The 22483-nt window shown below is 69.1% G+C and carries 19 protein-coding genes and 2 pseudogenes; 12 read left to right on the top strand and 9 right to left on the bottom strand.

From position 1 onward, the window contains the following. The first annotated feature begins 121 nt into the window (after positions 1-121). The 8 genes and pseudogenes from OG521_23285 to OG521_23250 all read left to right on the top strand — a co-directional run bounded on the left by OG521_23285 (position 122) and on the right by OG521_23250 (position 7763). Positions 122-1774 carry a potassium/proton antiporter gene (locus OG521_23285; protein WUW23538.1) on the top strand — a complete coding sequence of 551 codons (1653 nt, stop codon included), beginning with the start codon at positions 122-124 and terminating at the stop codon, positions 1772-1774. A gap of 303 nt (positions 1775-2077) precedes the next feature. Next, positions 2078-3361, top strand: a complete 1284-nt coding sequence (locus tag OG521_23280; protein ID WUW23537.1) for an MFS transporter — start codon at positions 2078-2080, stop codon at positions 3359-3361. Positions 3362-3427: 66 nt separating this feature from the next. Further along, the gene (locus OG521_23275) at positions 3428-3793 is read left to right on the top strand and encodes an FmdB family transcriptional regulator (GenBank protein WUW23536.1); all 366 of its coding nucleotides are present in this window, start codon (positions 3428-3430) and stop codon (positions 3791-3793) included. Between the two features lie 129 nt (positions 3794-3922). Continuing rightward, positions 3923-4771: an S-methyl-5'-thioadenosine phosphorylase gene (locus tag OG521_23270; GenBank protein ID WUW23535.1), complete on the top strand. Its 849-nt coding sequence runs from the start codon at positions 3923-3925 to the stop codon at positions 4769-4771. 243 nt (positions 4772-5014) lie between these two features. Continuing rightward, complete coding sequence (locus tag OG521_23265) at positions 5015-5608, top strand: hypothetical protein (protein ID WUW23534.1); 594 nt, start codon at positions 5015-5017, stop codon at positions 5606-5608. A 123-nt stretch (positions 5609-5731) separates the two neighbouring features. Further along, positions 5732-6289, top strand: a complete 558-nt coding sequence (locus OG521_23260) for an MscL family protein (protein WUW23533.1) — start codon at positions 5732-5734, stop codon at positions 6287-6289. Positions 6290-6406: 117 nt separating this feature from the next. Continuing rightward, positions 6407-7087: pseudogene (locus OG521_23255) on the top strand (IS481 family transposase). A 223-nt stretch (positions 7088-7310) separates the two neighbouring features. After that, positions 7311-7763 carry a peptidase M23 gene (locus OG521_23250; GenBank protein WUW23532.1) on the top strand — a complete coding sequence of 151 codons (453 nt, stop codon included), beginning with the start codon at positions 7311-7313 and terminating at the stop codon, positions 7761-7763. A gap of 1755 nt (positions 7764-9518) precedes the next feature. On the opposite strand, the gene OG521_23245 is transcribed toward OG521_23250, so the two are convergent. The 7 genes and pseudogenes from OG521_23245 to OG521_23215 all read right to left on the bottom strand — a co-directional run bounded on the left by OG521_23245 (position 9519) and on the right by OG521_23215 (position 15519). Continuing rightward, positions 9519-9731 (bottom strand): hypothetical protein, encoded by a 213-nt coding sequence (locus OG521_23245; GenBank protein ID WUW23531.1) that lies wholly within the window; start codon positions 9729-9731, stop codon positions 9519-9521. A 57-nt stretch (positions 9732-9788) separates the two neighbouring features. Then, positions 9789-10166, bottom strand: coding sequence for a hypothetical protein (locus tag OG521_23240; protein WUW23530.1), 378 nt, complete (start codon positions 10164-10166; stop codon positions 9789-9791). Then, entirely contained in the window at positions 10163-10876 is a 714-nt protein-coding gene (locus OG521_23235; protein WUW23529.1) for a Rieske (2Fe-2S) protein, read from the bottom strand. The genes OG521_23240 and OG521_23235 overlap by 4 nt, the downstream gene beginning before the upstream one ends. Then, positions 10873-11475 carry a 4Fe-4S binding protein gene (locus OG521_23230; protein ID WUW23528.1) on the bottom strand — a complete coding sequence of 201 codons (603 nt, stop codon included), beginning with the start codon at positions 11473-11475 and terminating at the stop codon, positions 10873-10875. The genes OG521_23235 and OG521_23230 overlap by 4 nt, the downstream gene beginning before the upstream one ends. 7 nt (positions 11476-11482) lie before the next feature. Beyond that, the gene (locus OG521_23225; protein ID WUW23527.1) at positions 11483-13807 is read right to left on the bottom strand and encodes a molybdopterin oxidoreductase family protein; all 2325 of its coding nucleotides are present in this window, start codon (positions 13805-13807) and stop codon (positions 11483-11485) included. Continuing rightward, complete coding sequence (locus tag OG521_23220; protein ID WUW23526.1) at positions 13804-14955, bottom strand: MFS transporter; 1152 nt, start codon at positions 14953-14955, stop codon at positions 13804-13806. The genes OG521_23225 and OG521_23220 overlap by 4 nt, the downstream gene beginning before the upstream one ends. A gap of 177 nt (positions 14956-15132) precedes the next feature. Continuing rightward, positions 15133-15519 (bottom strand): annotated as a pseudogene (locus tag OG521_23215) (pyruvate formate-lyase 1-activating enzyme). A 232-nt stretch (positions 15520-15751) separates the two neighbouring features. On the opposite strand from OG521_23215, the gene OG521_23210 reads away from it, so the two are divergent. Then, positions 15752-16888, top strand: coding sequence for a P1 family peptidase (locus tag OG521_23210; protein WUW23525.1), 1137 nt, complete (start codon positions 15752-15754; stop codon positions 16886-16888). A 133-nt stretch (positions 16889-17021) separates the two neighbouring features. Beyond that, complete coding sequence (locus tag OG521_23205; protein ID WUW23524.1) at positions 17022-17792, top strand: DUF6227 family protein; 771 nt, start codon at positions 17022-17024, stop codon at positions 17790-17792. A gap of 201 nt (positions 17793-17993) precedes the next feature. On the opposite strand, the gene OG521_23200 is transcribed toward OG521_23205, so the two are convergent. Continuing rightward, positions 17994-19565, bottom strand: coding sequence for an MFS transporter (locus tag OG521_23200; protein WUW23523.1), 1572 nt, complete (start codon positions 19563-19565; stop codon positions 17994-17996). Positions 19566-19627: 62 nt separating this feature from the next. Here OG521_23200 and OG521_23195 point away from each other — a divergent pair, with 62 nt between their 5' ends. Continuing rightward, positions 19628-20614: a transcriptional regulator gene (locus tag OG521_23195; protein WUW23522.1), complete on the top strand. Its 987-nt coding sequence runs from the start codon at positions 19628-19630 to the stop codon at positions 20612-20614. A gap of 152 nt (positions 20615-20766) precedes the next feature. Here OG521_23195 and OG521_23190 read toward each other — a convergent pair whose 3' ends face one another. Further along, positions 20767-21765, bottom strand: a complete 999-nt coding sequence (locus OG521_23190) for a sigma-70 family RNA polymerase sigma factor (protein ID WUW23521.1) — start codon at positions 21763-21765, stop codon at positions 20767-20769. Positions 21766-21913: 148 nt separating this feature from the next. On the opposite strand from OG521_23190, the gene OG521_23185 reads away from it, so the two are divergent. After that, entirely contained in the window at positions 21914-22465 is a 552-nt protein-coding gene (locus tag OG521_23185) for a GNAT family N-acetyltransferase (protein ID WUW23520.1), read from the top strand. Positions 22466-22483: the final 18 nt, after the last annotated feature.

The raw sequence follows: 22483 nt of genomic DNA, 5'->3' as shown, positions 1-22483 counted from the left end.
GTAACGAAGTACCGGCCACCGGAAGACGATCCGGCAGGCGTACGCAGGGAAGGACCGGCCACTGACTGTCCACGCGCTCAACGAACTCCTGCTCGTCTGCTCACTCGTCCTGCTCGTCGCGGTGGCGGCGGTGCGCATCTCGTCGCGCAGCGGGCTCCCCAGCCTGCTCCTGTACCTCGGCATCGGGATCGCCATGGGCCAGGACGGGTTCTTCGACGTCAAGTTCGACAATGCGGAACTGACGCAGGTGATCGGCTACGCGGCCCTGGTCGTGATCCTCGCCGAGGGCGGCCTCGGCACGAAGTGGAAAGAGATCAAACCCGCGCTGCCCGCGGCCGTCGTCCTCTCCCTCGTCGGCGTGGGCGTGAGCGTGGGCGTGACCGCGGCCGGAGCGCACTACCTGGTCGGCCTGGAATGGCGGCAGGCCCTGATCATCGGCGCGGTCGTCTCGTCCACGGACGCCGCCGCGGTCTTCTCCGTCCTGCGCAAGGTGCCCCTGCCCGCCCGGATCACCGGCGTCCTGGAGGCCGAGTCCGGCTTCAACGACGCCCCCGTGGTGATCCTCGTGGTGGCCTTCTCGACCGTCGGTCCGGTGGACCACTGGTACGTACTGGTCGGCGAGATAGCCCTGGAACTGGCCATCGGCGCGGCCATCGGCATCGCCGTCGGCTGGCTGGGCTCGTACGGGCTGCGTCATGTGGCGCTGCCCGCATCCGGCCTCTACCCGATCGCCGTGATGGCGATCGCGGTGTCCGCGTACGCGGCGGGCGCGATGCTGCACGGCAGCGGGTTCCTCGCCGTCTACCTGGCCGCGATGATCCTCGGCAACGCCAAGCTGCCGCACTGGCCCGCCACCCGCGGATTCGCCGACGGGCTCGGCTGGCTGGCCCAGATCGGCATGTTCGTCCTCCTCGGACTGCTGGTCACCCCGCACGACCTGATCGACGACTTCTGGCCCGCCATCGTCGTGGGCCTGGTCCTGACCGTGGTGGCCAGACCGCTGGAGGTCTTCATCTCGCTGGCGCCCTTCCGGCTGCCCTGGCAGGAGAAGGCCCTCATGTCCTGGGCCGGTCTGCGCGGCGCGGTGCCCATCATCCTGGCCACCATCCCCATGGTGTCCGGAATCGACGGCTCCACCCGGGTCTTCAACATCGTCTTCGTGCTCGTCGTCGTCTACACCCTCATCCAGGGACCGACGCTGCCCTGGCTCGCGAAGGCCCTCAAGATCGCCGAGGACCCGTCGGAGGCCGCCGACCTGGGCATCGAATCGGCACCGCTGGAACGGCTCCGCGGACATCTGCTCTCCGTGGCCATCCCGGCGAAGTCGAAGATGCACGGCGTCGAGGTCGGGGAGCTGCGCCTGCCCGCCGGGGCGGCGGTGACGCTGGTCGTGCGGGACGACAACAGCTTCGTGCCCGCGCCCTCGACCGTACTGCGCCGCGGCGACGAACTCCTCGTCGTGGCGACCGACCCGGTGCGCGACGCGGCGGAGGCCAGGCTGCGCGCGATCGGCGAGGGCGGCAAGCTGGCCGGCTGGCTCGGCACCAACGGGAGGGCCGCCGAAGCGGAGCCCCTCACCGGCCCCAACGTGGCCGGCGCGCTCAAGGCCGTGAAGAACCTCGGCAGGACGGACGAGGCCAAGAAGCACGGCAGCAGGGCGCGGGAGGCCAGGCACCACGAGGCCGGGCACCGCGAGACCAAGGATCACGGGTCCAAGGACCAGGGCTCCAAGGACCACGGGACCAAAGACCACGAGGCCAAGGCGCACCACTGAGAACGCGGCGCGTTCACAGGTACCGGGGGTCAGGTCGCACACAATCGCAGGTGCGACCGGCCCCTTGCCTGTAGCATGAAGGAAACCCAGATCGACCTATTTGATCCACCAACTCTGCCTGACGCAGAGCTGGCGCGACCGTATGGCGGTCGTGGCGTCCTCCGCCTCTGCTGCGAGCGCCCGGCATCTACCGCAGTTCCGCGCGAAGAGGACAGCTCTCGGCAGCTCCTGACCGGGCCCGCACCCCTGTGCCGGCCCGCCCTCACGGGAGCACGGCCACCAGGCAGCAGAAAGGCATGGACCGTGGCGTCCACGGTCTCCGACCGCCCCGGATACGGGCAGTTGCTGCGCACCCCGGGTGCGTGGACCTTCCTCCTGCCGGGCTTCGCCGCACGGCAGCCCTTCGCCATGCTGACCATCGGCATCGTCCTGCTGGTTCAGCACACCACCGGCTCCTACGGCAGCGCCGGTGCCGTCGCCGCCGTCACCGGGGTCTCCATGGCCCTGTTCGCCCCGCAGACCGGCAAGCTCGCCGACCGCTTCGGCCAGCGTGCCGTGCTGCTGCCCGGCGTCCTCGTGCACACCGCCTCCGTCTCGGCCCTGGTGGCGCTCGCGCTGGCGGACGCCCCGATGTGGCTGCTGTTCGCCGCGGCCGTGCCGACGGGCGCGTCCGTCCCGCAGATCGGCCCGATGGTGCGCGCCCGCTGGGCGGCCGTGCTCGGGGCGGCGCCCGGCCGTGAGGCCTCGCCGCTGATGTCGACGGCGGCGGCCTTCGAGTCGGTGTCGGACGAGTTCACGTTCGTCATCGGCCCCGTCCTCGCCACCGCGCTGTGCACCGGAGTGCACCCGGCGGCCGGGCTGATCACCGAAGCCGCGCTGACCCTGGCCGGCGGTCTGCTCTTCGCCGCGCAGCGCGCCACCCAGCCGTCGGTGCGCACCCCCTCGGCCAACGGCTCCCCGCGGCACGCCTCCGCGCTGTCCGTTCCCGGCGTACGCGTCCTCGCGGTGGCCTTCGTCGGGATCGGCGCGGTCTTCGGCGGCATGCAGGTCTCCCTGGCCGCCTTCGCCGAGGAGATCGGCAGCCCCGGTGCGAACGGCCTGATGTACGGGATCTTCGCGGCCGGCAACATGCTGGCCGGCATCGCCTGCGGAGCCATCGCCTGGAAGACCGGGCCGCGGCGCCGGCTCATCGCCGGATACACGGCGCTGACGCTGACCGCCTCGGGCCTGTGGGCCGTGCACTCCGTGCCGTTGCTGGCCGGACTCGGACTGCTGGTCGGCCTCTCCATCGCCCCCGCCCTGATCAGCGGCTACACCCTGGTCGAGGCGCTGGTCCCCGACTCCGTGCGGACCGAGGCGTTCACCTGGCTGACGGGCGCGGTCGCGCTCGGCCAGGCGGGCGCCGTCACGGTGGCCGGACAACTCGCGGACGCCCACGGCGCGAGCACCGGATTCCTGGTGCCTCTGGTGGGTACGGTGCTGGCGCTGGTGACCCTGGTGGGCCTGCGTTCCCGGCTGACGCCGAGGGTGCAGGGACGCACCGTGGCACGTGGGATCGGTCACCGCGGACCCGTCACGGTGGACTGATCCAGCGGAATACGTCAGTATGGAGCGTCGTTAGCACTCATTGAGTCAGAGTGCCAGGAGGAACAAGTGCCGACCTATCAGTACCAGTGCACCGAGTGTGGCGAGGGCCTCGAAGCGGTGCAGAAGTTCACCGATGACGCCCTGACGGTGTGCCCGAGCTGCGACGGACGCCTGAAGAAGGTGTTCTCGGCGGTCGGCATTGTCTTCAAGGGATCCGGTTTCTACCGGAACGACAGCCGCGGTTCCTCGTCGAGCAGCACGCCGGCGCCGGCCGCTGCGAAGGCGTCCGGTTCCGGATCGTCGTCCTCGTCCGGGTCGGACGCGAAGTCGTCGGCCTCGTCGTCGACGTCCTCCTCCGGTTCGTCGAGCTCCTCCACGACGTCGTCCTCGTCGTCGTCCTCTTCGTCGTCGAGCGGTTCGTCGGCGGCCTGAGCCGCTCAGCCGTTCTCCGACCGGTGCGTCCGTTCTTCATCCGGCGCGCCCGCAAGGCCTCTTCACCGGGACCCCGCTGATCCACTCGGCGGGGTCCTCGGCGTTTCCCGCCCCCGCTACTGTGATCGCATGGTGAACGCGGAGAGCGGTACGGCAGAGATCGGCGTGATCGGTGGTTCGGGGCTCTACTCCTTCCTGGAGGACGTCACCGAGGTGCGCGTCGAGACCCCTTACGGAGCGCCGAGCGACTCCGTCTTCCTCGGCGAGATCGGCGGCCGCCGGGTCGCCTTCCTCCCCCGCCACGGACGCGGCCACCATGTGCCGCCGCACCGCATCAACTACCGGGCCAACCTCTGGGCGCTGCGCTCGGTCGGCGTACGCCAGGTGCTCGGCCCGTGCGCGGTGGGCGGACTGCGCCCGGAGTACGGGCCGGGGACGCTGCTCGTACCCGACCAGCTGGTCGACCGTACGAAGGCACGCGTCCAGACGTTCTACGACGGGGAGACCCGGGCGGACGGCGTGGTCCCGAACGTGGTGCACCTGGGCTTCGCCGACCCGTACTGCCCCGCGGGGCGCAGGGCCGCCCTCACGGCGGCGCGCGCGAAGGGCTGGGAGGCGGTGGACGGCGGCACGCTGGTGGTCGTCGAGGGCCCCCGCTTCTCCACCCGCGCCGAATCGCGCTGGCACGCGGCGATGGGCTGGTCGGTGGTCGGGATGACGGGACACCCCGAGGCCGTGCTCGCCCGTGAACTGGGGCTCTGCTACACCACGATGACGCTGGTGACGGACCTGGACGCGGGCGCGGAGGCGGGCGAGGGCGTCTCCCACGAAGAGGTGCTCAAGGTGTTCGCGGACAATGTCTCCCGGCTGCGTTCGGTGCTCTTCGAGGCGGTCGCCGAGCTGCCCGCGGAGGCGGACCGCGACTGCGCGTGTGCCCACGCGCTCGACGGGATCGACACGGGGATCGAGCTGCCGTAGGGCGGTCGTGGGGCGGCTCGGGTGGCGGTTGAACCGTCTCCGGGTGACCGTTGCGGTTTCCGGACCGCCCCACAGGGTGAGGGAGTTTTCCCCATCGCCCGAGTCGTCCACAGGGCTCAGCGGGAAACGCGCGGGTGGTGGATCGTGAGTGGTGTCCGGCCGGTCCTCTCCGACCGGACACCACACTTCGGTTCCTCCGATTTCCCCGTTCGCTGAACTCCCTGACCGCAGGCGGTGTTTGCCATGTCCTCGTACGGCTCTCCCTCTCCCTCCCGCTCTTCCTCTCCCTCTCCGGCGTCCGCGTCTCCACCCCCTCCCGCCCCACCGCCGCCCTGCGGGGTGCCGCTCTTCCCTCCGCTGCGGGTGCGCGGGGGCAGTGGGCACCGGCTGCGGAGGGCGGTGTGGCGGCAGCGGCGGGCGATGGCGGCGGGGCTGGCGCTGACGGCTGCCGCGCTGGCCGCCTCGGGGCTCGGCGGGGGCGGGAGCGGGGGCGACGACGGGGCCGGCGGCGGGCACGGGGGTGCGGAGGCGACCGGTGCGGCGGCGGAGCGGGCCTCGCCGCAGGACCGGCTGGTGTCCGCGCCCGTCCGGATCGCCGACGCGGAGACCGTCCGGCTGCTGCGGCCGGGAGACCGGGTCGATGTGGTCGCTGCCGGCACCGCGGGGGCCGACGGCCGGGTGCTCGCCGAGGGGGCACGGGTGGACCGGGTGCCGTCGGCGCCGGCCGGGGCATCGGTGGAGAGCGGGGCGCTGATCGTGCTGTCGGTGCCGCGGTCGACGGCGGCGGCCCTGACCGGGGCGGGAACGTCTGCCGGACTTGCGGTGATCCTGTGTTGATTCGTACTGACGAACCATCACGTCACCTGACATCAGCCGTGAATGGGGTGGATCCCCCTTGTGCTGCCGTAAGTTGCGGAACAGTTTGCTCCCCTTACGGCACACACGAAGGACGGCTCCCGCGTGAGCGAGAAGAAAAAGGTCAGTCTGCTGGACGGCTTCAAGGCCTTCCTGATGCGCGGCAACGTGATCGATCTGGCGATCGCCGTCGTCATCGGCGCCGCGTTCACGAACATCGTGAACGCGATCGTGAAGGGCGTCATCAATCCGCTCGTCGGCGCGTTCGGCAGCAAGGACCTGGAGAGCTACAGCTCCTGCCTCAAGGGCCCCTGTGTGACGGACCCCAAGACGGGCGAGGTGACCGAGGGCATCCGGATCCTGTGGGGTTCGGTGCTCAGCGCCACCCTCAGCTTCCTGATCACCGCCGCCGTCGTCTACTTCCTGATGGTGCTCCCGATGGCGAAGTACCTCGCCAGGCGGGCCGCCATGCAGGCGGCGAAGGAGGGCGTGCAGGAGACGATGGAGGTGAGCGAGCTGGAGGTCCTCAAGGAGATCCGCGACGCACTGGTCGCGCAGCGCTCCGGCGGCAGCGGAACGAGCGGAAGCGGCAGCAGCAGCAACGACGGCCCGTTCGGCGGGGGCCTTGGCGAGGACCCGGGGTCGGCCGGCAGGCAGGACTAGCTGTTCTGTCCACGGAGGTTGGTGACAGGTTTCACGGTGGGGTGATCTTGAACGAGTGAGGGCCTTCCGGGTTCGGTGTGGATTGCGACATCTACACGGAACGATCAGAAGGCCCTCATGCCCCACCGTAATGCACCCCTGACCGAGACCGGACGCCTGCGTCTGGCCCGCTGCGTCGTCGAGAACGGCTGGCCCCCGCGGCGGGCCGCCGGCCGCTTCCAGGTCTCACCCACCACGGCTCAACGGTGGGCCCGCCGCTACCGCGAACTGGGCGAGGCGGGCATGGCCGACCGGTCCTCGCGCCCGCACCGCAGTCCACGCCGGACACCGGCCCGCACCGAGCGCCGGATCATCAAGGTCCGTGTACTGCGCCGATGGGGACCGGCCCGCATCGCCTACCTCCTCGGGCTGAATCCCGCCACCGTCCACCGCGTCCTGATCCGTTACCGCCTCGCCCGCCTGGCCCATCTGGACCGTGGCACGGGCCGTGTCATACGCCGCTACGAACGCGAGAAGCCCGGCGAACTGGTGCACGTGGACATCAAGAAGCTCGGCAACATCCCCGACGGCGGCGGCCACAAGACCCTCGGACGCACGGCCGGCAGCAAGACCCGCTCCGGCGTCGGCTACAGCTACATCCACAACGCCATCGACGACCACTCCCGCCTCGCCTACAGCGAGATCCTCACCGATGAGAAGAAGGAAACCGCCGTCGGCTTCTGGCAACGCGCTCACGCCTTCTTCGCCCGGGCCGGGATCAGCGTCGAACGCGTACTGACCGACAACGGCGCCTGCTACGTCCCACCTCTGGCGCAACACCCTTGTCCAGCAGGCGAAACGAGCCAAACCCAACGACGCCGCAGGCTCGCCCCCTGGACTCTTCGGAAACTTCACCACACAACCCGAAATAGCCCGTAAAGAAGCGTCACACTTAACCGCAGAGAACAACGGGATTACTCCACAAAGCTAGTCGCGCTCCTGCTAAGATTCACTTACAGGTAATCAACCGGGAGGTCACACTTTGCGCACCGCTCTGAAATTCAAAGCAATCGGGGTAAGTGCTCTGGCTGCTACGGCAGCGATTTCCTTCGCTACACCCTCGTTTGCAGGAACAGGGACGAACTGCAGCGCCACTTACAAGACGGGATGCATCAGCCTCTACTATAACAGCGAGTACGCGAATGGGAAATTCTCCGTTTGGGATCAAAACATTCCCGACCTTGCCGGTTATAAGTTTGGAGGCGGAAGCGCCGGTTCAGGCCAAGCCGTAAAGAATAATGCAGCGTCGGCAAAGTTTTTCGGAACTAAAGACACTACCATCGGCTGGAATTACGTCAAGATACACTTCAACAGTAACTACGGCGGTCCGTGTGACATGATGTATCGGAATCACGGCGCACCCAAGCTAATCGCCACGTACAACGAGAACGCTTCAATCGTTTTTGACTACGAAACTAAGTGCCACCTGTTCTAGTCCGCTGCAGAGGGGATGGGCGCTTCGGTGAAAGGAAGCGCCCATCCCCTCTATAGCTTTATGCAGAGATTTTACCAACACGCTTACCGGGTTTCCCCGTGGGACAATATGTGCTTCGCTCGAGAAATTTGCATGACATGCATGTCATGCAATTCGCCGAGCTCCTTCAAATGATTTTTTATCATTCTTTCCTGGATCTTAACCTCCACTGAAAACCAAGTGGCTAGAACATTACCCTTCTTTTTGCATTCCACATCCGCTACAGCCGTAGCGACCTCTAGCTCGTGAGGCTCGCTCCGCATGAACCTCTTATCCTCCAGCGCCTTCAGTGGAGACGTATACAAATAACCCCGGTTCTTCATGCACGTCGACCACGATTTAAAAGAGCCCAGTACCTCATGCGATTTTTCTGATTCTTGAAAACTAGACACATCGACAGCTCGTGCGATCTCGGCGCCACGACTAGCACTAGACGAAAATGGCAGTTCGCGTTCACTCTCCCCCAGGCATCCACCTTGCGGAATTTTCGCTCCGTTCACTTCCCCAACGGGGGAACTATGGACACCTTTCTGAACTTCCCCTGTGAGTGCCATCCCAATTTCTTGACTATAACTTTCCCTCTGCTTCAACCGTTGCGCTGGTAGGTGGTATCCGTACCGTGCGGCCTCAATGGAACTTGAAAGCCCGTATCGTCGATCGGAAATAGTCGACTCGCTAGTGGATTCTGCAGGAATTTCATAATGCAACCCGAGAGACTTCATGCATTCCTGAGTGATCTTCCCCCTGGCTGCCTCCATCAACCTCACTTCAGCAGAAGAGTAACTGTATCGCGAAATAGGGAGAGTAAACGCATATCCTCCGTCATCAGGTTCCGGCGGAGATGCACTCTCCCTAGCGCCGCGGGCACGCTCTCCAGATGAACAGGCAGAGGACGCCAGCACGACGAACAGAGCCAGGGAAGACCCTGCCCATTTAATTCGCCGCTTAATCGGTGGGAATTTACCTATTTCGGTGTTCACCTGAAATGCGGTCCTATCATGTTACCGGAACGATAAATCTGGTGGCAGTCTACGGATCATTCGACCTCTGCGATTCCTCGTTTCTCAGGAGGGGCCATTTTGCATTGAAGCTCTAACTTGCTCACGTACCTCCCTCATCATAGTGCACCTTCAGCGAAAGAGTGATTTATTACTGAAGTTTCCAAGGTGGATTCGGCGATTGACAGATAGGCTCGTAGCGGTGGGACAGTCGACGATGAGACGGGAACTGAATTGCCTCCTGCGTAGCTTGCCGTCGGAGGCGCGGAAGCTACGTTGGCCATTGCTCTGCTGCGCACCAGTGACCAGACGACTTGAACAGCAATGGCGCGTTGACCGCTTGAGTTCGCCCCTCACCACGCCTGCCAAGACTGTCCACAACGGCTGCCAATCCCAGAACCGCGGGGCGCGCAAACCTCGTTGACGCCACGCGCAATCGCTGAGCAGCCCCCGCCGACCAGCAGCCAGCACTTCGTGAGTGGCACCCTGTGACGAGGATGAACCCGAGGTTCCAGCGGCATGTTAGCGACTACCAGCATGCGCATCGCACCAGCACCCACGGTCCACTCTCGCAACTGAAACTCACGCTCAGCGTAATGGTGTGTCCTACCGACGACGCGCGGATTTTTGGCAACAGGTTCAGTGACCATTCGCCCTTGAGTACTATGACCTGTTCGCACCCAATCCAGCGAGTGCTGCCTCGTCGCAGTGCCAGAACTCAGATGTGGTGCGGGGGCTTCTCGTCGAGGAACCGGGCCAGGTCGGCGGCGCTGCCGCCGGACGGGGCCCGCTCTCCCCATCCCCGGTCCGTGTCGTCCGCGGACTGCCGGTCCAGCGGATCGTCGAAGATCAGTGCCGGCTTGGGCTGCTCGGGCCGGTCCGGCGGGTTCGGCTTCGCGTCACGCGGGCCGGAGGCGGGGGCGGTACTCATAGCTCCAGGGTACGGCTGCTCCGGGGAGACCGGGGGCGCCCCGGAGCGCGGCCCCGCTCAGCGGTCCTTCGGGTCGAGCCACCAGAGTCCGAGGACGACGAGGAACGACAGGCAGAGGAAGCCGGCCCCCCACCAGGCGGTGCCGGAGTGGCCCTCCATCCATGCGTCGATGACGACCGTGAGCCCCCAGAGCTGCCCGATCACGACGGTCATGGCCAGGACCAGCCGTGCCGTGAGCTTCGAGGACCGCTCGGGTTCCTGGTCGGTCCCGGCTCCCGGTCCCGGTCCGGTGTGACGGACACGGGGGTCGCCGTAGCCGCTGGTGGACCTGATCTGCGGGTAGCGCTCGTGGACGGGCCGGTTGAGTTCGGGCCGTGCGCTGCCCGGGTGGTACTCCGGGTAGTGCGGGCCGGTGGGCTGCTGGGCGTCGCTCATGTCCGCCTGCCGGAGGTCTCGGGCTCGTTGGCCCGGGTACGGGAGGTGCCGGCGGCCTCGGGGGCCTCGGCTCCGCCGCGGACTCCGGGGCAGCCGATCCTGGCGGCGAGGTCCGGGCGGTCGTCGCCGAGCTGGCGGCACAACCCGTGTTCGACGCTCTCGCCGGAACGGGTGGTGCCGACCGCCCAGACGCTGCCGTCCGTCTGCTCGGTGAGGACCACCTTCGGCAGGCCGCGGGGCGGCGGTCCGGCGGTGACCTCGCCGGTGCGGGCGTCGAAGACACCCTCGTGGCAGGGGCAGTACAGCTCGCCCTCGGAGCCCCGGTCCTTCCGCCAGAGGACGGCACAGGCCAGGTGGGTGCAGATCGCCGAGTAGCCGACGAGGGTGCCGTCGTCGAGCCGGACGGCGACCGCCTTGTCCTCCTCCTCCGGGTAGCTGAAGGCGATCGACTCGCCGGGCAGGAGCTGGGAGCTGACCCTCTTCGGTGCGGGCGCCTTGTCGTCCTCCGGGTCCCCGTGGCGCGGAAGCATGCCGGCCGCGACGCCGAGTCCGCCGACGGCGAGGCCGCCGGAGACGGTGGCGACGATCCGGAGGTAGTCGCGGCGGGTGGTGAGGGAGTCCGCGGCGATCCGGTCGTGGAGGGCCTCGCGCGGGTCCCCGGAGGGTGGCTGTCCCGGGTCCCCGGGGGACGGCTGTTCGGTGACGGTCATCGGCGGACGTCCTTCCCGTTGATCTCCACGACGGGCAGCCCGCCGGGCACCGGCCACTGGACGCGGTCGGCGGGGACGACCATGGCGACGCCGGTGCGGACCTCGGTCTCGCCGAAGACGAAGGTGTCGGCGACCTGGACTCCGGGGCGCTCCGCCTGGAGCTCCTCGACGGTTCCGTAGAACAGCGCCCCGGTCGGGCAGACGGTGGCGCACATGGGGGCGAGGCCGTAGGCGGTGCGGTCGTAGCAGAGGTTGCACTTCATCTGCAGCTTCGCCTGGAGGTCGATCTTCGGGACGCCGAAGGGGCAGGCGTTGACGCAGTTGGCGCAGCCGATGCAGCGGGTGGTGTCGGCCTGCTGCACCACGCCGTCCGCGGTCACCAGGATCGCGTCGGCGGGACAGACCTCGGCACAGGGTGCGACGGGGTCCTCGCAGTGCATGCAGACCGTGGGAAGGGAGGCGACGGACTGGCCCTCGTCGGTGTAGTCGAGGTGGATCATCGACTTGCCCCGGTGCGAGTCGCATTCGCGGCAGGCGGAGACACAGGCCTGGCAGCCGATGCAGCGCCCCGGGTCGATAAAGATCGTTCTGCCCATCATGCGGGCATCAGCTCCTCTCCGAGGTGCCACGGCCCTGCGGGGACGTGGGGGGCAGCGGGTCGGTGCGGGAGACCTGGGTCTCCGGGTAGGCGACATGGCCGGGCGCGACCGGGGGCGCGGGGACCTCGTCGATCCTCTCGGCGTGCTCGATGCGGCAGGCGCACACCTTGTACTCGGGGATCTTGGAGCGCGGGTCCAGGGCGTCGATGGTCAGCGCGTTGGCCGCGGTGGGGACCGGCCAGTGGTACGGGATGAAGACGGTGTCGGGGCGGATCGCCTCGGTGACCAGGGCGGGGAAGACCTCGCTGCCGCGTCGGGTGACGACGCGGACCGGTTCGCCGTTGCGGAAGCCGTGGGAGGGGTGGATCTCGGCCCAGGGACGCGGGGTCTGTTCGACGAGGGCGCCCAGACGGCGGGTCTGGTTGCCGGAGAGGAAGTGCGCGACGGTGCGACCGGTGGTGAGGGACATGGGGTGGTCGTCGTCGTACGGGTCCATCGGCAGGTGCCAGTCGACGACCTGCATATGGATCTTGCCGTCGGGGTGGTAGGTCCGGCCGTCCTCGAAGAGGCGGGGGGTGCCGGGGTGGTCGGTGGAGGGGCAGGGCCAGGCGATGCCGCCGGTCTCCTCCAGCCGTTCGTAGGTGATGCCGTAGTAGTCGTTGACGGTGCCGGCGGAGGCGATCCGCAGCTCGTCGAAGACCTCGCGGGAGTCGGCGAAGGCGAATTTGTCGCCCGCGCCGAGCCGCTTGGCGAGTTCGCACATCACCCAGGTGTCGGTCCGGACGCCGGGGGGCGGGTCCTGGGCCTTGTTGTGCTTGACCACCCGGGCTTCGGCGTTGGCCATCACCCCTTCGTCCTCGGCCCAGGTGGTGACGGGGAAGACGACGTGGGCGTTGGCAGCGGTCTCGGAAAGAAAGAAGTCGAATTGCGCGTGGAACTCCGTGGCGTCGTATCCCTCCTTGACCACCTTGTAGTTGGGCAGGGAGACGAAGGGGTTGTTGCAGATGCCGATCAGTCCGCGGATCTCGCGGCGCTGCATCTGCCAGACCATTTCCATCATCGAGGTTCCGGCGGGCGGGAGTTCGGACTCCTCGATGCCCCAGATCTCGCAGATCTGCCGGCGGTGCTCCTCGTTCATGATCGAGCGGCCGCCGGGCAGCAGGTCGGACTTCTGGCCGTGCTCGCGGCCGCCCTGTCCGTTGCCCTGGCCGGTGATGGTTCCGTAGCCGGCACCGGGCTTGCCGATGTGTCCGGTGGCGGTGCAGAGGTTGATCACGGTGAGGCAGTTCTCGACGCCCTGCGAGTGGTGCTCGATGCCGCGGGCGTGCCAGGCCATGGCCTTGGGGGCGCGGGCGAAGGTGCGGGCGACCTGCACGACCTGTTCGGCGGGGATCCCGCAGATCTCGGCGGCCCGGGCCGGCGGGTACTCGGCGGCCTTGGCCTTCACCTCCGCCCAGCCGGTGGCGTGTTCGGCGAGGTAGGCCTCGTCGGTGAGGCCCTCCTCGATGACCACGTGGAGGACGGAGTTGAAGAACGCCGAGTCGGTGCCGGGCTTGAGGGCGACATGGATGTCGGCGGTCCGGGCGATGGCGGTCTCGCGCGGGTCGATGACGATCAGGCTGGCGCCGCGGTCCCGGGCGCCCCACACGTACTGGGTCATCACGGGGAAGCACTCGCCGACGTTGGAGCCGGCGATCAGCAGGCAGTCGGTGAGGAGGATGTCGGAGAAGGGGTTGCCGGCCCGGTCGATGCCGAAGGCGAGTTTGTTGGCGCCCGCCGCGCTGACCATGCAGAGCCGGCCGTTGTAGTCGACGTGCCGGGACTTGAGGGCGACCCGGGCGAATTTGCCGACCAGATAGGTCTTCTCGGAGAACAGGCTCGCCCCGCCGAGGAGCCCGAAGGCGTCGTTCCCGTAGGTCTGCTGGATGCGCTTGACCTCGGCGACGGTGAAGTCGAGCGCCTCGTCCCAGGAGACCTCCCGGAACTCCTCGTCACGGGAGCGGCGCATGAGCGGGGCGGTGAGCCGGTCGGGGTGGTTGACCTGCTGGTAGGCGTTGATGCCCTTGGGGCACAGGCGCATCCGGTTGATGTCGTGGTTGCGGGGTTCGACGCCGAAGACCTTGCCGCCGCGGTCGACGCGCAGATACATCCCGCACTGGACGCCGCAGAAGCAGCAGTGGGTGGGGACGAGCGTCTCCCCGTTCTGGTCGGCGTGCCACTGGTCGGCGGGGATGCCCCCGGCGTCGCGGAAGGCGCGGGTGCCAGGCGGGGCGAGGGAGGGGTCGAGGGGGACGACCGCACGGGTGTCGGCCGCTCGCGGATCCGCGGTCACTTGAAGCCCTTCTTCACCTGGGAGAGATAGGCGCTGCCGCGCAGCACCCGCTTGCAGCGCGGGCAGTACTCGGCCCATTCGTCGAAGCCGAGGCTGAGGTCGCGCATGGTTCCGCGGAGGTTCTCGACGTACGGGGCGGTGTCGATGGGTTCCTCGCAGCGGCGGCAGCTGAAGACCTCCTGGTCCTGCCGCCCGGTGTACTTGAACAGCTGCATGCCGACGGCGGCCGGGCGCTGGACGATGTGGAAGAACTTCCCGAACGGGATGTAGATGAGGGTGAAGACCACCGAGACCATGTGGAGGATCGCCAGGAACTCGTATCCGCCGCCGTGCAGGAAGATCGACGAGAAGGTCAGGAGGAGCCCGGTCACGGAGATGACGATCAGCGCGATCAGCGGCACCAGGTCGTAGCCGAAGCGCTGGCCGGTGATCGCGCCGCGGTCCTTCATCCGGCGCCACAGGAAGTAGGAGGCGCCCGGGATGACGAGGACGGCGGCGATGTCCAGGCCGTGGAACATCAGCCAGCCGAGGATGTCCAGCGAGTCGAAGCCGATGATCTTGAAGCCCCAGATGCGCATCTCGTAGCCGGGACCCGAGCCGCTGCCGGAGGTGAAGGTGAACCAGCCCCAGGTGAGCGGGAAGGTGATCAGGGACGCGAGGATGCAGCCCCAGAAGATCAGCTGGTGGGCGGCCCAGCGGGCGTGGGAGCGGGCGCCGAGGAACTTCTGGAAGCCGAGATAGGTGGCGATCATCTTCGGCAGGGCGGTGGGGGCCTTGCGGAAGTTGGCGGCCGAGAAGAGGCTCCCCCAGCCCTTCCTGAACAACCGGCGGGCGCCCGGTGCGGAGACCCAGACCGTGTAGCGGTACGCGACGCCGAACGCGAGGAAGACCGTGGCCACGGCGTACGGAAGGAGTGCGGAGTCGAAGTTCTCCAGGAATCTGCTGCCCAGCACGATGGCCACGATCAGCAGGAGGGAGACGATCACGCCGGCAGCGGTCGCGCGGGCGGTGACGGACCGGGGGACGGCGGCCCCGACGCGCGCGGACCCGTCGGCGGGCGGCGGGTCGACGGCCGCGCCGGTGGAGCCGGTGCTGGCACCGGGGTCGGACTGCGCGGCTGAAGCGGAGGCTTCTGGTGGCTCGGTCACCCCGTCACCGTAGGGCCGTATGGGGATATTAGTCCTGTTTTATGGCCCTACGGGGTGAGCGCGTCGCGGCCCGGCGGCATCCGGGCGAACGGCTGGACGCACGGCCGGACGAAGGGCCGGGCGAACGGCCGGACGAAGGGCCGGGCGAAGGGCCGGGCGAAGGGCCGGAGGAACGGCTCACACCGCGTGCAGTCCGTGCGCGGTGAAGACCTCCCGGGCGGCGGCCACCTGCCCGGGGGTGCGCGACGGGGTGTCGTGCAGGGTGAACGGCTTGCCCAGTGCCTGCCACTTCGCCTCGCCCAGCTTGCGGAACGGCAGGACGTCGACGCGCGAGACATTGCCGAGGGAGGCGGCGAAGGCGGCGACCCCGTCGACGTTGGCCGGGTCGTCGGTCAGTCCGGGCACCAGCACGAAGCGGACGTGCACCTCCTTGCCGAGTCCGGCGAGGCGGTGGGCGAAGTCCAGGGTGGGCTGCAACGGCCAGCCGGTGACCTCGCGGTACGTGGCACGGTCCCAGGACTTGACGTCGAGCAGGACCAGGTCGACATCGCGCAGCGTCGCGTCGTCAGGACCTTTGGTCCCGCCGGTCCCCGGTGCCGGCCGGGCATACCCCGTCCGAGCTGGCCGTTCCGCCGGAACCTTGGACCATCGTTCGCTTGTGAACGCATCCACAATATGTCGTCCCGCCCGGCTCGCCCGCTGCCCGGCGGGTACGTTCACCGTGCACGGCCCCGCAGCGCCATGCCCCCCGGGCCTGCGGCCCCGCAGTCGGCCCCCGCACCACGAGGAGCACCGGATGACCGGCCAGGACACCACGGCACCCACGCAGCAGGCACCGGGCCGACGGGACGCGCTGACCGATGTCCCCGGCCTGCGCGTCGGGCACGCCCGGGTCGCGGGCGACGGCGCCCTCAGCGGCACCACCGTGGTCCTCGCCCCCGAGGGCGGCGCGGTCGCGGCCGTCGACGTGCGCGGCGGCGGGCCCGGCACCCGGGAGACGGACGCCCTCGATCCGCGCAATCTGGTGGAGCGCATCGACGCCGTGGTCCTCACCGGAGGCAGCGCGTTCGGCCTGGACGCGGCGTCCGGGGTGATGGCCTGGCTGGAGGAGCAGGGACGCGGTGTGCGGGTGGGCCCCGATCCGGCCCAGGTGGTTCCGGTGGTCCCGGCGGCGTGCCTGTTCGACCTGGGGCGGGGCGGCGACTGGCGGGCGCGGCCCGACGCCACGACCGGCCGGGCCGCGGTGGAGGACGCGGCGCGGACGGAGCCGGGTGCGGCGGTCACCGAAGGGTGCGTCGGCGCGGGCACGGGCGCGGTGGCCGGGCAGCTGAAGGGCGGGGTGGGCACGGCGAGCGTCCTGCTGCCGTCCGGGATCACCGTCGCGGCGCTGGCCGTGGTGAACGCGGCGGGCTCGGTGCTCGATCCGCGCACCGGAGTGCTGTACGGGGAGTACGGCGGCGCCGAACCGGCCGTCGCCCCCGCACCGGAGATCCACGAGACGGCGCAACGGCGCCTGGCACAGGCGCGCGACGCCGACACGCGCCCCCCGCTCAACACCACGCTCGCCGTCGTCGCGACGGACGCCGCACTCGGCCGCGCACAGGCGCAGAAGCTCGCGGGGACGGCGCACGACGGACTGGCGCGCGCCATCCGGCCCGTGCACCTGCTCACCGACGGGGACACCGTCTTCGCCCTGTCCACCGGGGGGCGGACCCTGGACCCGGCGAACCCGATCGCGCTCAACGACCTGCTGGCGGCGGGTGCGGAGGCCGTGACCCGCGCCATCGTGAAGGCCGTCCGGGCCGCCACGGGCGTCAACGGCCGCGGGGGCGGCGGCACATATCCCGCGTACGGCGACCTCTACGGCGCACCGCAGCCGCCGGACAGCGCGCCGGACGGCGGCGACCGGGATGCCGACTCGCCGTCCGCGTAAGGAAGTTCGGACAAACGGCGGGAACCTTCTGCGTGCGCCGTACGTTTTTCCCAACCCCGGTCACGATGTCAGACCCAGGGACTACGTTGAGCACGCATCAAGTAACACGCGGCGACGGCCTGGAGACAGCACCTTGAGCGATCCGTACGAGACAACCGAGCAGCACCTCGAGCGACTCCTGCGACGGGCTCTCAACTCGTTCGACCTGCCCGACAGCACGGTCGAGCGGCTCGGCACCGCGCTCGCCCACAGCAGTTCCCTGCACTCCTCGCACCACAGTTCCTCCCTGCACCGCGAGACCTACCGGCACACCTACCTGCTGGCCGACGGCAGCCCGCTCACCCTCTGGGAGCTGGTGCACTGCGGCCCGCGTGACACCGCGCCCCCCGGGCTCGGCGAGCAGCCGGACCACCGGCAGCACGAGTTGTACGACGAAGAGGCCGACGTCCACATCGCCGCGGCCCGGCTGGCCGGCGGCTTCTGCGAGGCCCCGGTCTTCGGGGACGACGGGCCGCAGGCCGACCTGGAGATCCTCACCGCCCTGATGGCGGCGCCCCCGGCCCCGCTGCCCCGGATGTACGCCCCGGACAACTCCGCGGACCACGCCCGCCGGGTGCTGCGCCGCGCGGAGAACCGGGACGTGCCGGGCGAGGAGACGGCGCACCTGCTGCGGGCGGCCTTCGCCCACCACATCACCCAGATCTTCGGCCGCCAGTGCCAGGTGGACGGACGGGACGCGGGGTTCACGCTGTACGAGCACGCCTTCCTGCTCCTCGACGGCAGCGAGACGAGCCTGTGGGAGGTCGAGCACACGGCGACGCCCGACGGCCGCCACATGTGCGAGGTGTACGGCGACGAGGACGCGGCACGCGGGGCGATGGAGAGCCGCACGCGGATCTGCTGACGGCGCGGGCCCGGCCCCGTACGAGCCACGCGACCGCGCCCGTACGCACGACGACCGTACGCACGACGACCGTACGCACGACGACCGTACGCACGACGACCGTACGCACGACGACCGTACGCACGACGACCGTGCCCGCACCCCCGTCGGGGGTGCGGGCACGGTCGGGTCATCCGGCTTCCGCTGCCGTCTGCCGCCGGCTCAGGGCGTCAGCACCGGCTCCGCCGCGGGCGCCTCGAAGCCGTCGGGACCGGCGCTCCCCTCCGCGCTCTCGTCAGCGGCCTCGTCGCCGCCCTCCACGTGCTGCTTCGGCCGGGCCGGCAGCGCGAACATCAGCAGGAAGATCACCGCGAGCACGCCCGCCACCCACCACAGCGACTGCTCGAAGGCGTCGGCGAACGCCGGGCCGATCTGCGGCGGCGTCAGGTGGTCGCCCATCGCGCCGATGAAGATGACCGAGACGAGGGCGAGTCCCAGCGCGTTGCCCATCTGCTGCACGGTGTTGAACAGCCCGGACGCCGATCCGGAGTGCTCCTTGGGCACCTCGGACAGCACCGCGTCGGCCAGCGGGGCCACGATCAGGCCCATGCCGAGGCCCATCACGACCAGCGGCAGCGCCATCTGCCAGGACGAGATGCCCATGCCGTAGCGGTCGGACTCCCAGATGTAGAGCAGCAGACCGGCGATCATGAGCAGCGCCCCCGCCTGGAGCACCTTGCGGCCGAACCGCGGCACCAGCTTCTGCACGGAGATGCCGGCGGCGAAGGAGACGGCGACCGAGAACGGGATGCCCGTCGTACCGGCGCGCAGTGCGCTCCAACCGAGGCCCTCCTGCATGTACAGCGTCCAGACCAGGAAGAAGATGCCGAGGCCGATGCCGAAGGTCAGCTGCACGGCGATGCCCGCGGCGAAGCTCTTCACCCGGAACAGCGAGAGCTCGACCAGGGGCGAACCGTCGCGGCGCGCCTTGGCCCGCTCGAACAGCACGAGGACGGCGAAGACGACGATGCTGCCGGCCATCGACAGGTAGCCCCAGAGCGGCCAGCCCAGCTCCTCGCCGCGGGTCAGCGGGTAGATGAGCATGAGCATCGCCAGCGTCACCAGCACCACGCCGACCATGTCGAGGCGGAGCGCCTTCGGCGCCTTGGACTCGGAGATGAACTTGCGGCCCAGGATCAGGCCCGCGATGCCGACCGGCAGGTTGATCAGGAAGATCGGACGCCATTCGAGACCGGCGATGTTCCACTCGGTGAGCAGCGCGCCCAGCAGCGGGCCGGACACGGCGCCGAGGCCGACGATCGCGCCGAAGAGGCCGAAGACCTTGCCGCGCTCGTGGGCCGGGAAGGTGGCGTGCACGATCGACAGCACCTGCGGGACCATCAGCGCGGCCGTGCCGCCCTGGAGGATGCGGGAGGCGACCAGCATCTCCGGGTTGGCGGCGAATCCGCAGAGCGCGGAGGCGACGGTGAAGCCGCCGATGCCGATGAGGAAGAGCCGCTTGCGGCCGTAGATGTCACCGAGCCGGCCGCCGGTGATCAGACCGGCGGCGAAGGCCAGGGCGTACCCGGCGGTGATCCACTGGATCGAGCTGAAGGAGGCTCCGGTGTCCTCCTTGATGCTCGGGATGGCGATGTTGACGATCGTGACGTCGACCAGGTCCATGAAGGCGGCGGTCATCACGATGGCCAGGGCGAACCACCGGCGGCGGTCCGACGGGGCCGGTGGCACCGCGGGGGCGGCCGCCGACGACGGCAGGGATGCGGAAGAAGTCATACGAGGAAGTTAAACGCCGATTAGGTCAGGTCATGACCCAATGGGCGGGCATCCTGAGTGACATGACCGACACCCCGGCACGACTGCTGAATCTGCTGTCACTGCTCCAGACACCGCGCGAGTGGCCGGGCAGTGAACTGGCCGACCGGCTCGACGTCAGCCCGCGCACCATCCGCCGCGACATCGACCGCCTCCGTGACCTGGGCTATCCCGTCGAGGCGTCGCGCGGCTCGGTCGGCGGCTACCGGCTCGTGGCCGGTACGGCGATGCCGCCGCTGCTGCTGGACGACGAGGAGGCGGTCGCCATCGCGGTGGGTCTGCGGGCCGGGGCGGGCCATGCCATCGAGGGCGTGGACGAGGCGTCCGTACGGGCGCTGGCCAAGCTGGAGCAGGTGCTGCCCTCGCGGCTGCGCCACCGGGTCTCCACCCTGCAGAACGCCACGATGCCGCTGGCCCGCGGGGACGGTTCGACGATCGATCCGCAGACGCTGACCGTGATGGCGTCGGCGGTCACCGGCCGGGAGCGGCTGCGGTTCGCGTACCGCGCGGGCGACGGTGCCGAGACACGGCGGCAGGTGGAGCCGTACCGCCTGGTGAGCACCGGGTGGCGCTGGTATCTCGTCGCGTACGACCTGGAGCGGGCGGACTGGCGGACCTTCCGGGTCGACCGGGTGAGTGACCCGTTCGCGACGGGCGCCCGTTTCGCGCCCCGGGAGCTGCCGACCGGGGACGCGGCGGAGTTCCTGACCAGTTCCATGGCGCGCCGGCAGCCGGAGCTGGCGGTCGATGTGAGCTTCGCGGCCCCCGCCGAGTTCGTCGCCTCCCGCCTGCCCGCGTCGATCGGCCCGCTGGAGCGGACCGGTGAGGGAAGCTGCCGGCTGCGCGCGGTGCTGACGGACTCGCTGGAGTGGGTGGCGCTGCGGCTGGCCCTGGTGGACTGCGAATTCACCGCGCACCGGCCGGAGCAGCTGGTGACGTATCTCAGCGACCTGGGCGCCCGCCTCAGCCGTGCGGCCGCCCCCTCGCAGGCGCCGGCCACCCACGACTGAAAGGCCCGGCCCCGTGGAACCGCCCCGTGAAACCGAGGGAGCCCGGCCGGAAAAAGGATGAGCCCCGGCGCCAGGGGGGGGTGGGCGCCGGGACTCAGCTCAGGGGGCCACCGATGTGAAGCGGCCCAATTCGGAGGTTACTGGACGCGGGCTCATGCCGCAGCGTCAAAGCCCGTGTCGTGAGCCATTCGCTTCAGTTCGAGCAGTGCGTGCTTCTCGATCTGGCGGATCCGCTCGCGGGTGAGCCCGTGCTGCTTGCCCACCTCGGTCAGGGTCCGCTCACGGCCGTCCTCGATGCCGTACCTCATCCGGATGATCGATGCGGTGCGGTGGTCGAGCTTGCCGATCAGCTCCTCCAGCTCCTCACTGCGCAGCAGCGTCATCACGGACTGCTCGGGCGACACCGCGGAGGTGTCCTCCAGCAGGTCGCCGAACTGTGTGTCGCCGTCGTCGTCGACCGACATGTTGAGACTGACCGGGTCACGGGCCCAGTCCAGGACGTCGCCCACCCGGGAGGTCGTTGAGTCCAGCTCGGCGGCGATCTCCGCGTGCTCCGGGTCGCGCCCGTGCTCACGGTTGAACTCGCGCTGCACCCGGCGGATCCGGCCGAGCTCCTCCACCAGGTGGACGGGGAGCCGGATCGTGCGCGACTGGTCGGCTATGGAACGGGTGATGGCCTGCCGGATCCACCACGTCGCATACGTGGAGAACTTGAAGCCCTTGGCGTAGTCGAACTTCTCGACCGCGCGCACCAGGCCCGCGTTGCCCTCCTGGATCAGGTCGAGCAGGGGCAGCCCGGCCCGCGGATAGCGGCGGGCGACGGCGACGACGAGCCTGAGGTTGGAACGGATGAATATGTCCTTGGCGCGCTCGCCCTCGGCGACCAGCGCCTCCAGCTCCTCGCGCGAGGCCCCGCCGGCTTCGCTCTCCGCCGCCCCGTCGAGGATCTGCCGCGCGAAAACGCCCGCTTCGACGATCTGCGACAGCTCGACCTCCTTGGCGGCATCGAGCAGCGGTGTGCGCGCGATCTCGTCCAGGTACATGCCGACCAGGTCGCGATCGGCGATCTCCCCGCCCACGGCGCGAACACTGCTTGCCCGGTTGGTCCCGCCGGTGGCGGACGAACGACGGGCGACGGCACGGGTTGCCATGCGTGCTCCCTTACTCAGTAGGTCGCGACACCCTTTCGGGTGCCCTGCATCCGATGGAAACAACGACTGGAATCCGGACAGAATTCCCACGACCGGCATTCATTTTCGCGATCATGCAGTACCCTGTCGCGCCACCAGGGGAGGTCACATGACAGTGCCGGGCACGGACGTGCAGGTCAGGGCGGGGATCGAGAGCGATCTGGAGGCTCTTACGGACATCTACAACCATTACGTCCGTGAGACCGCCCTCACATTCGACACAGTCCCCTTCACTCCCGCCCAACGCCTCCCGTGGCTGCGTTCCCATCCCGAAGACGGCCCCCACCGGCTCCTGGTTGCTCAGGATGTCCGCAATGCGGGTGAAACGAGCGGGACGGGCCCCCGGTTCCTGGGGTACGCCACCAGTAGTCCTTTCCGCCCCAAGGCGGCGTACTCCACCTCCGTCGAGGTCAGCGTCTACTGCTCCCCCGACGCCACGGGCCGCGGCGTCGGCACGCTCCTGTACACGGCGCTCTTCGAGGCACTCGCCGGCCAGGACGTGCATCGCGCGTACGCGGGCATCGCCCAGCCCAACGCCTCCTCGGTCCGGCTGCACGAGCGCTTCGGCTTCCGGCACATCGGGACGTACGAGGAGGTCGGCCGGAAGTTCGACCGCTACTGGGACGTCTCCTGGTACGAGAAGCGGCTGGGAACGCCCTAGTCCCGCACCCGGCCGCAT

Origin of the sequence: Streptomyces sp. NBC_01463 (assembly GCA_036227345.1) — a bacterium.
Classification (GTDB): domain Bacteria; phylum Actinomycetota; class Actinomycetes; order Streptomycetales; family Streptomycetaceae; genus Streptomyces.
Note: the sequence above shows the minus strand (reverse complement) of the source record. Positions and strands in the feature narration are given on the sequence as shown.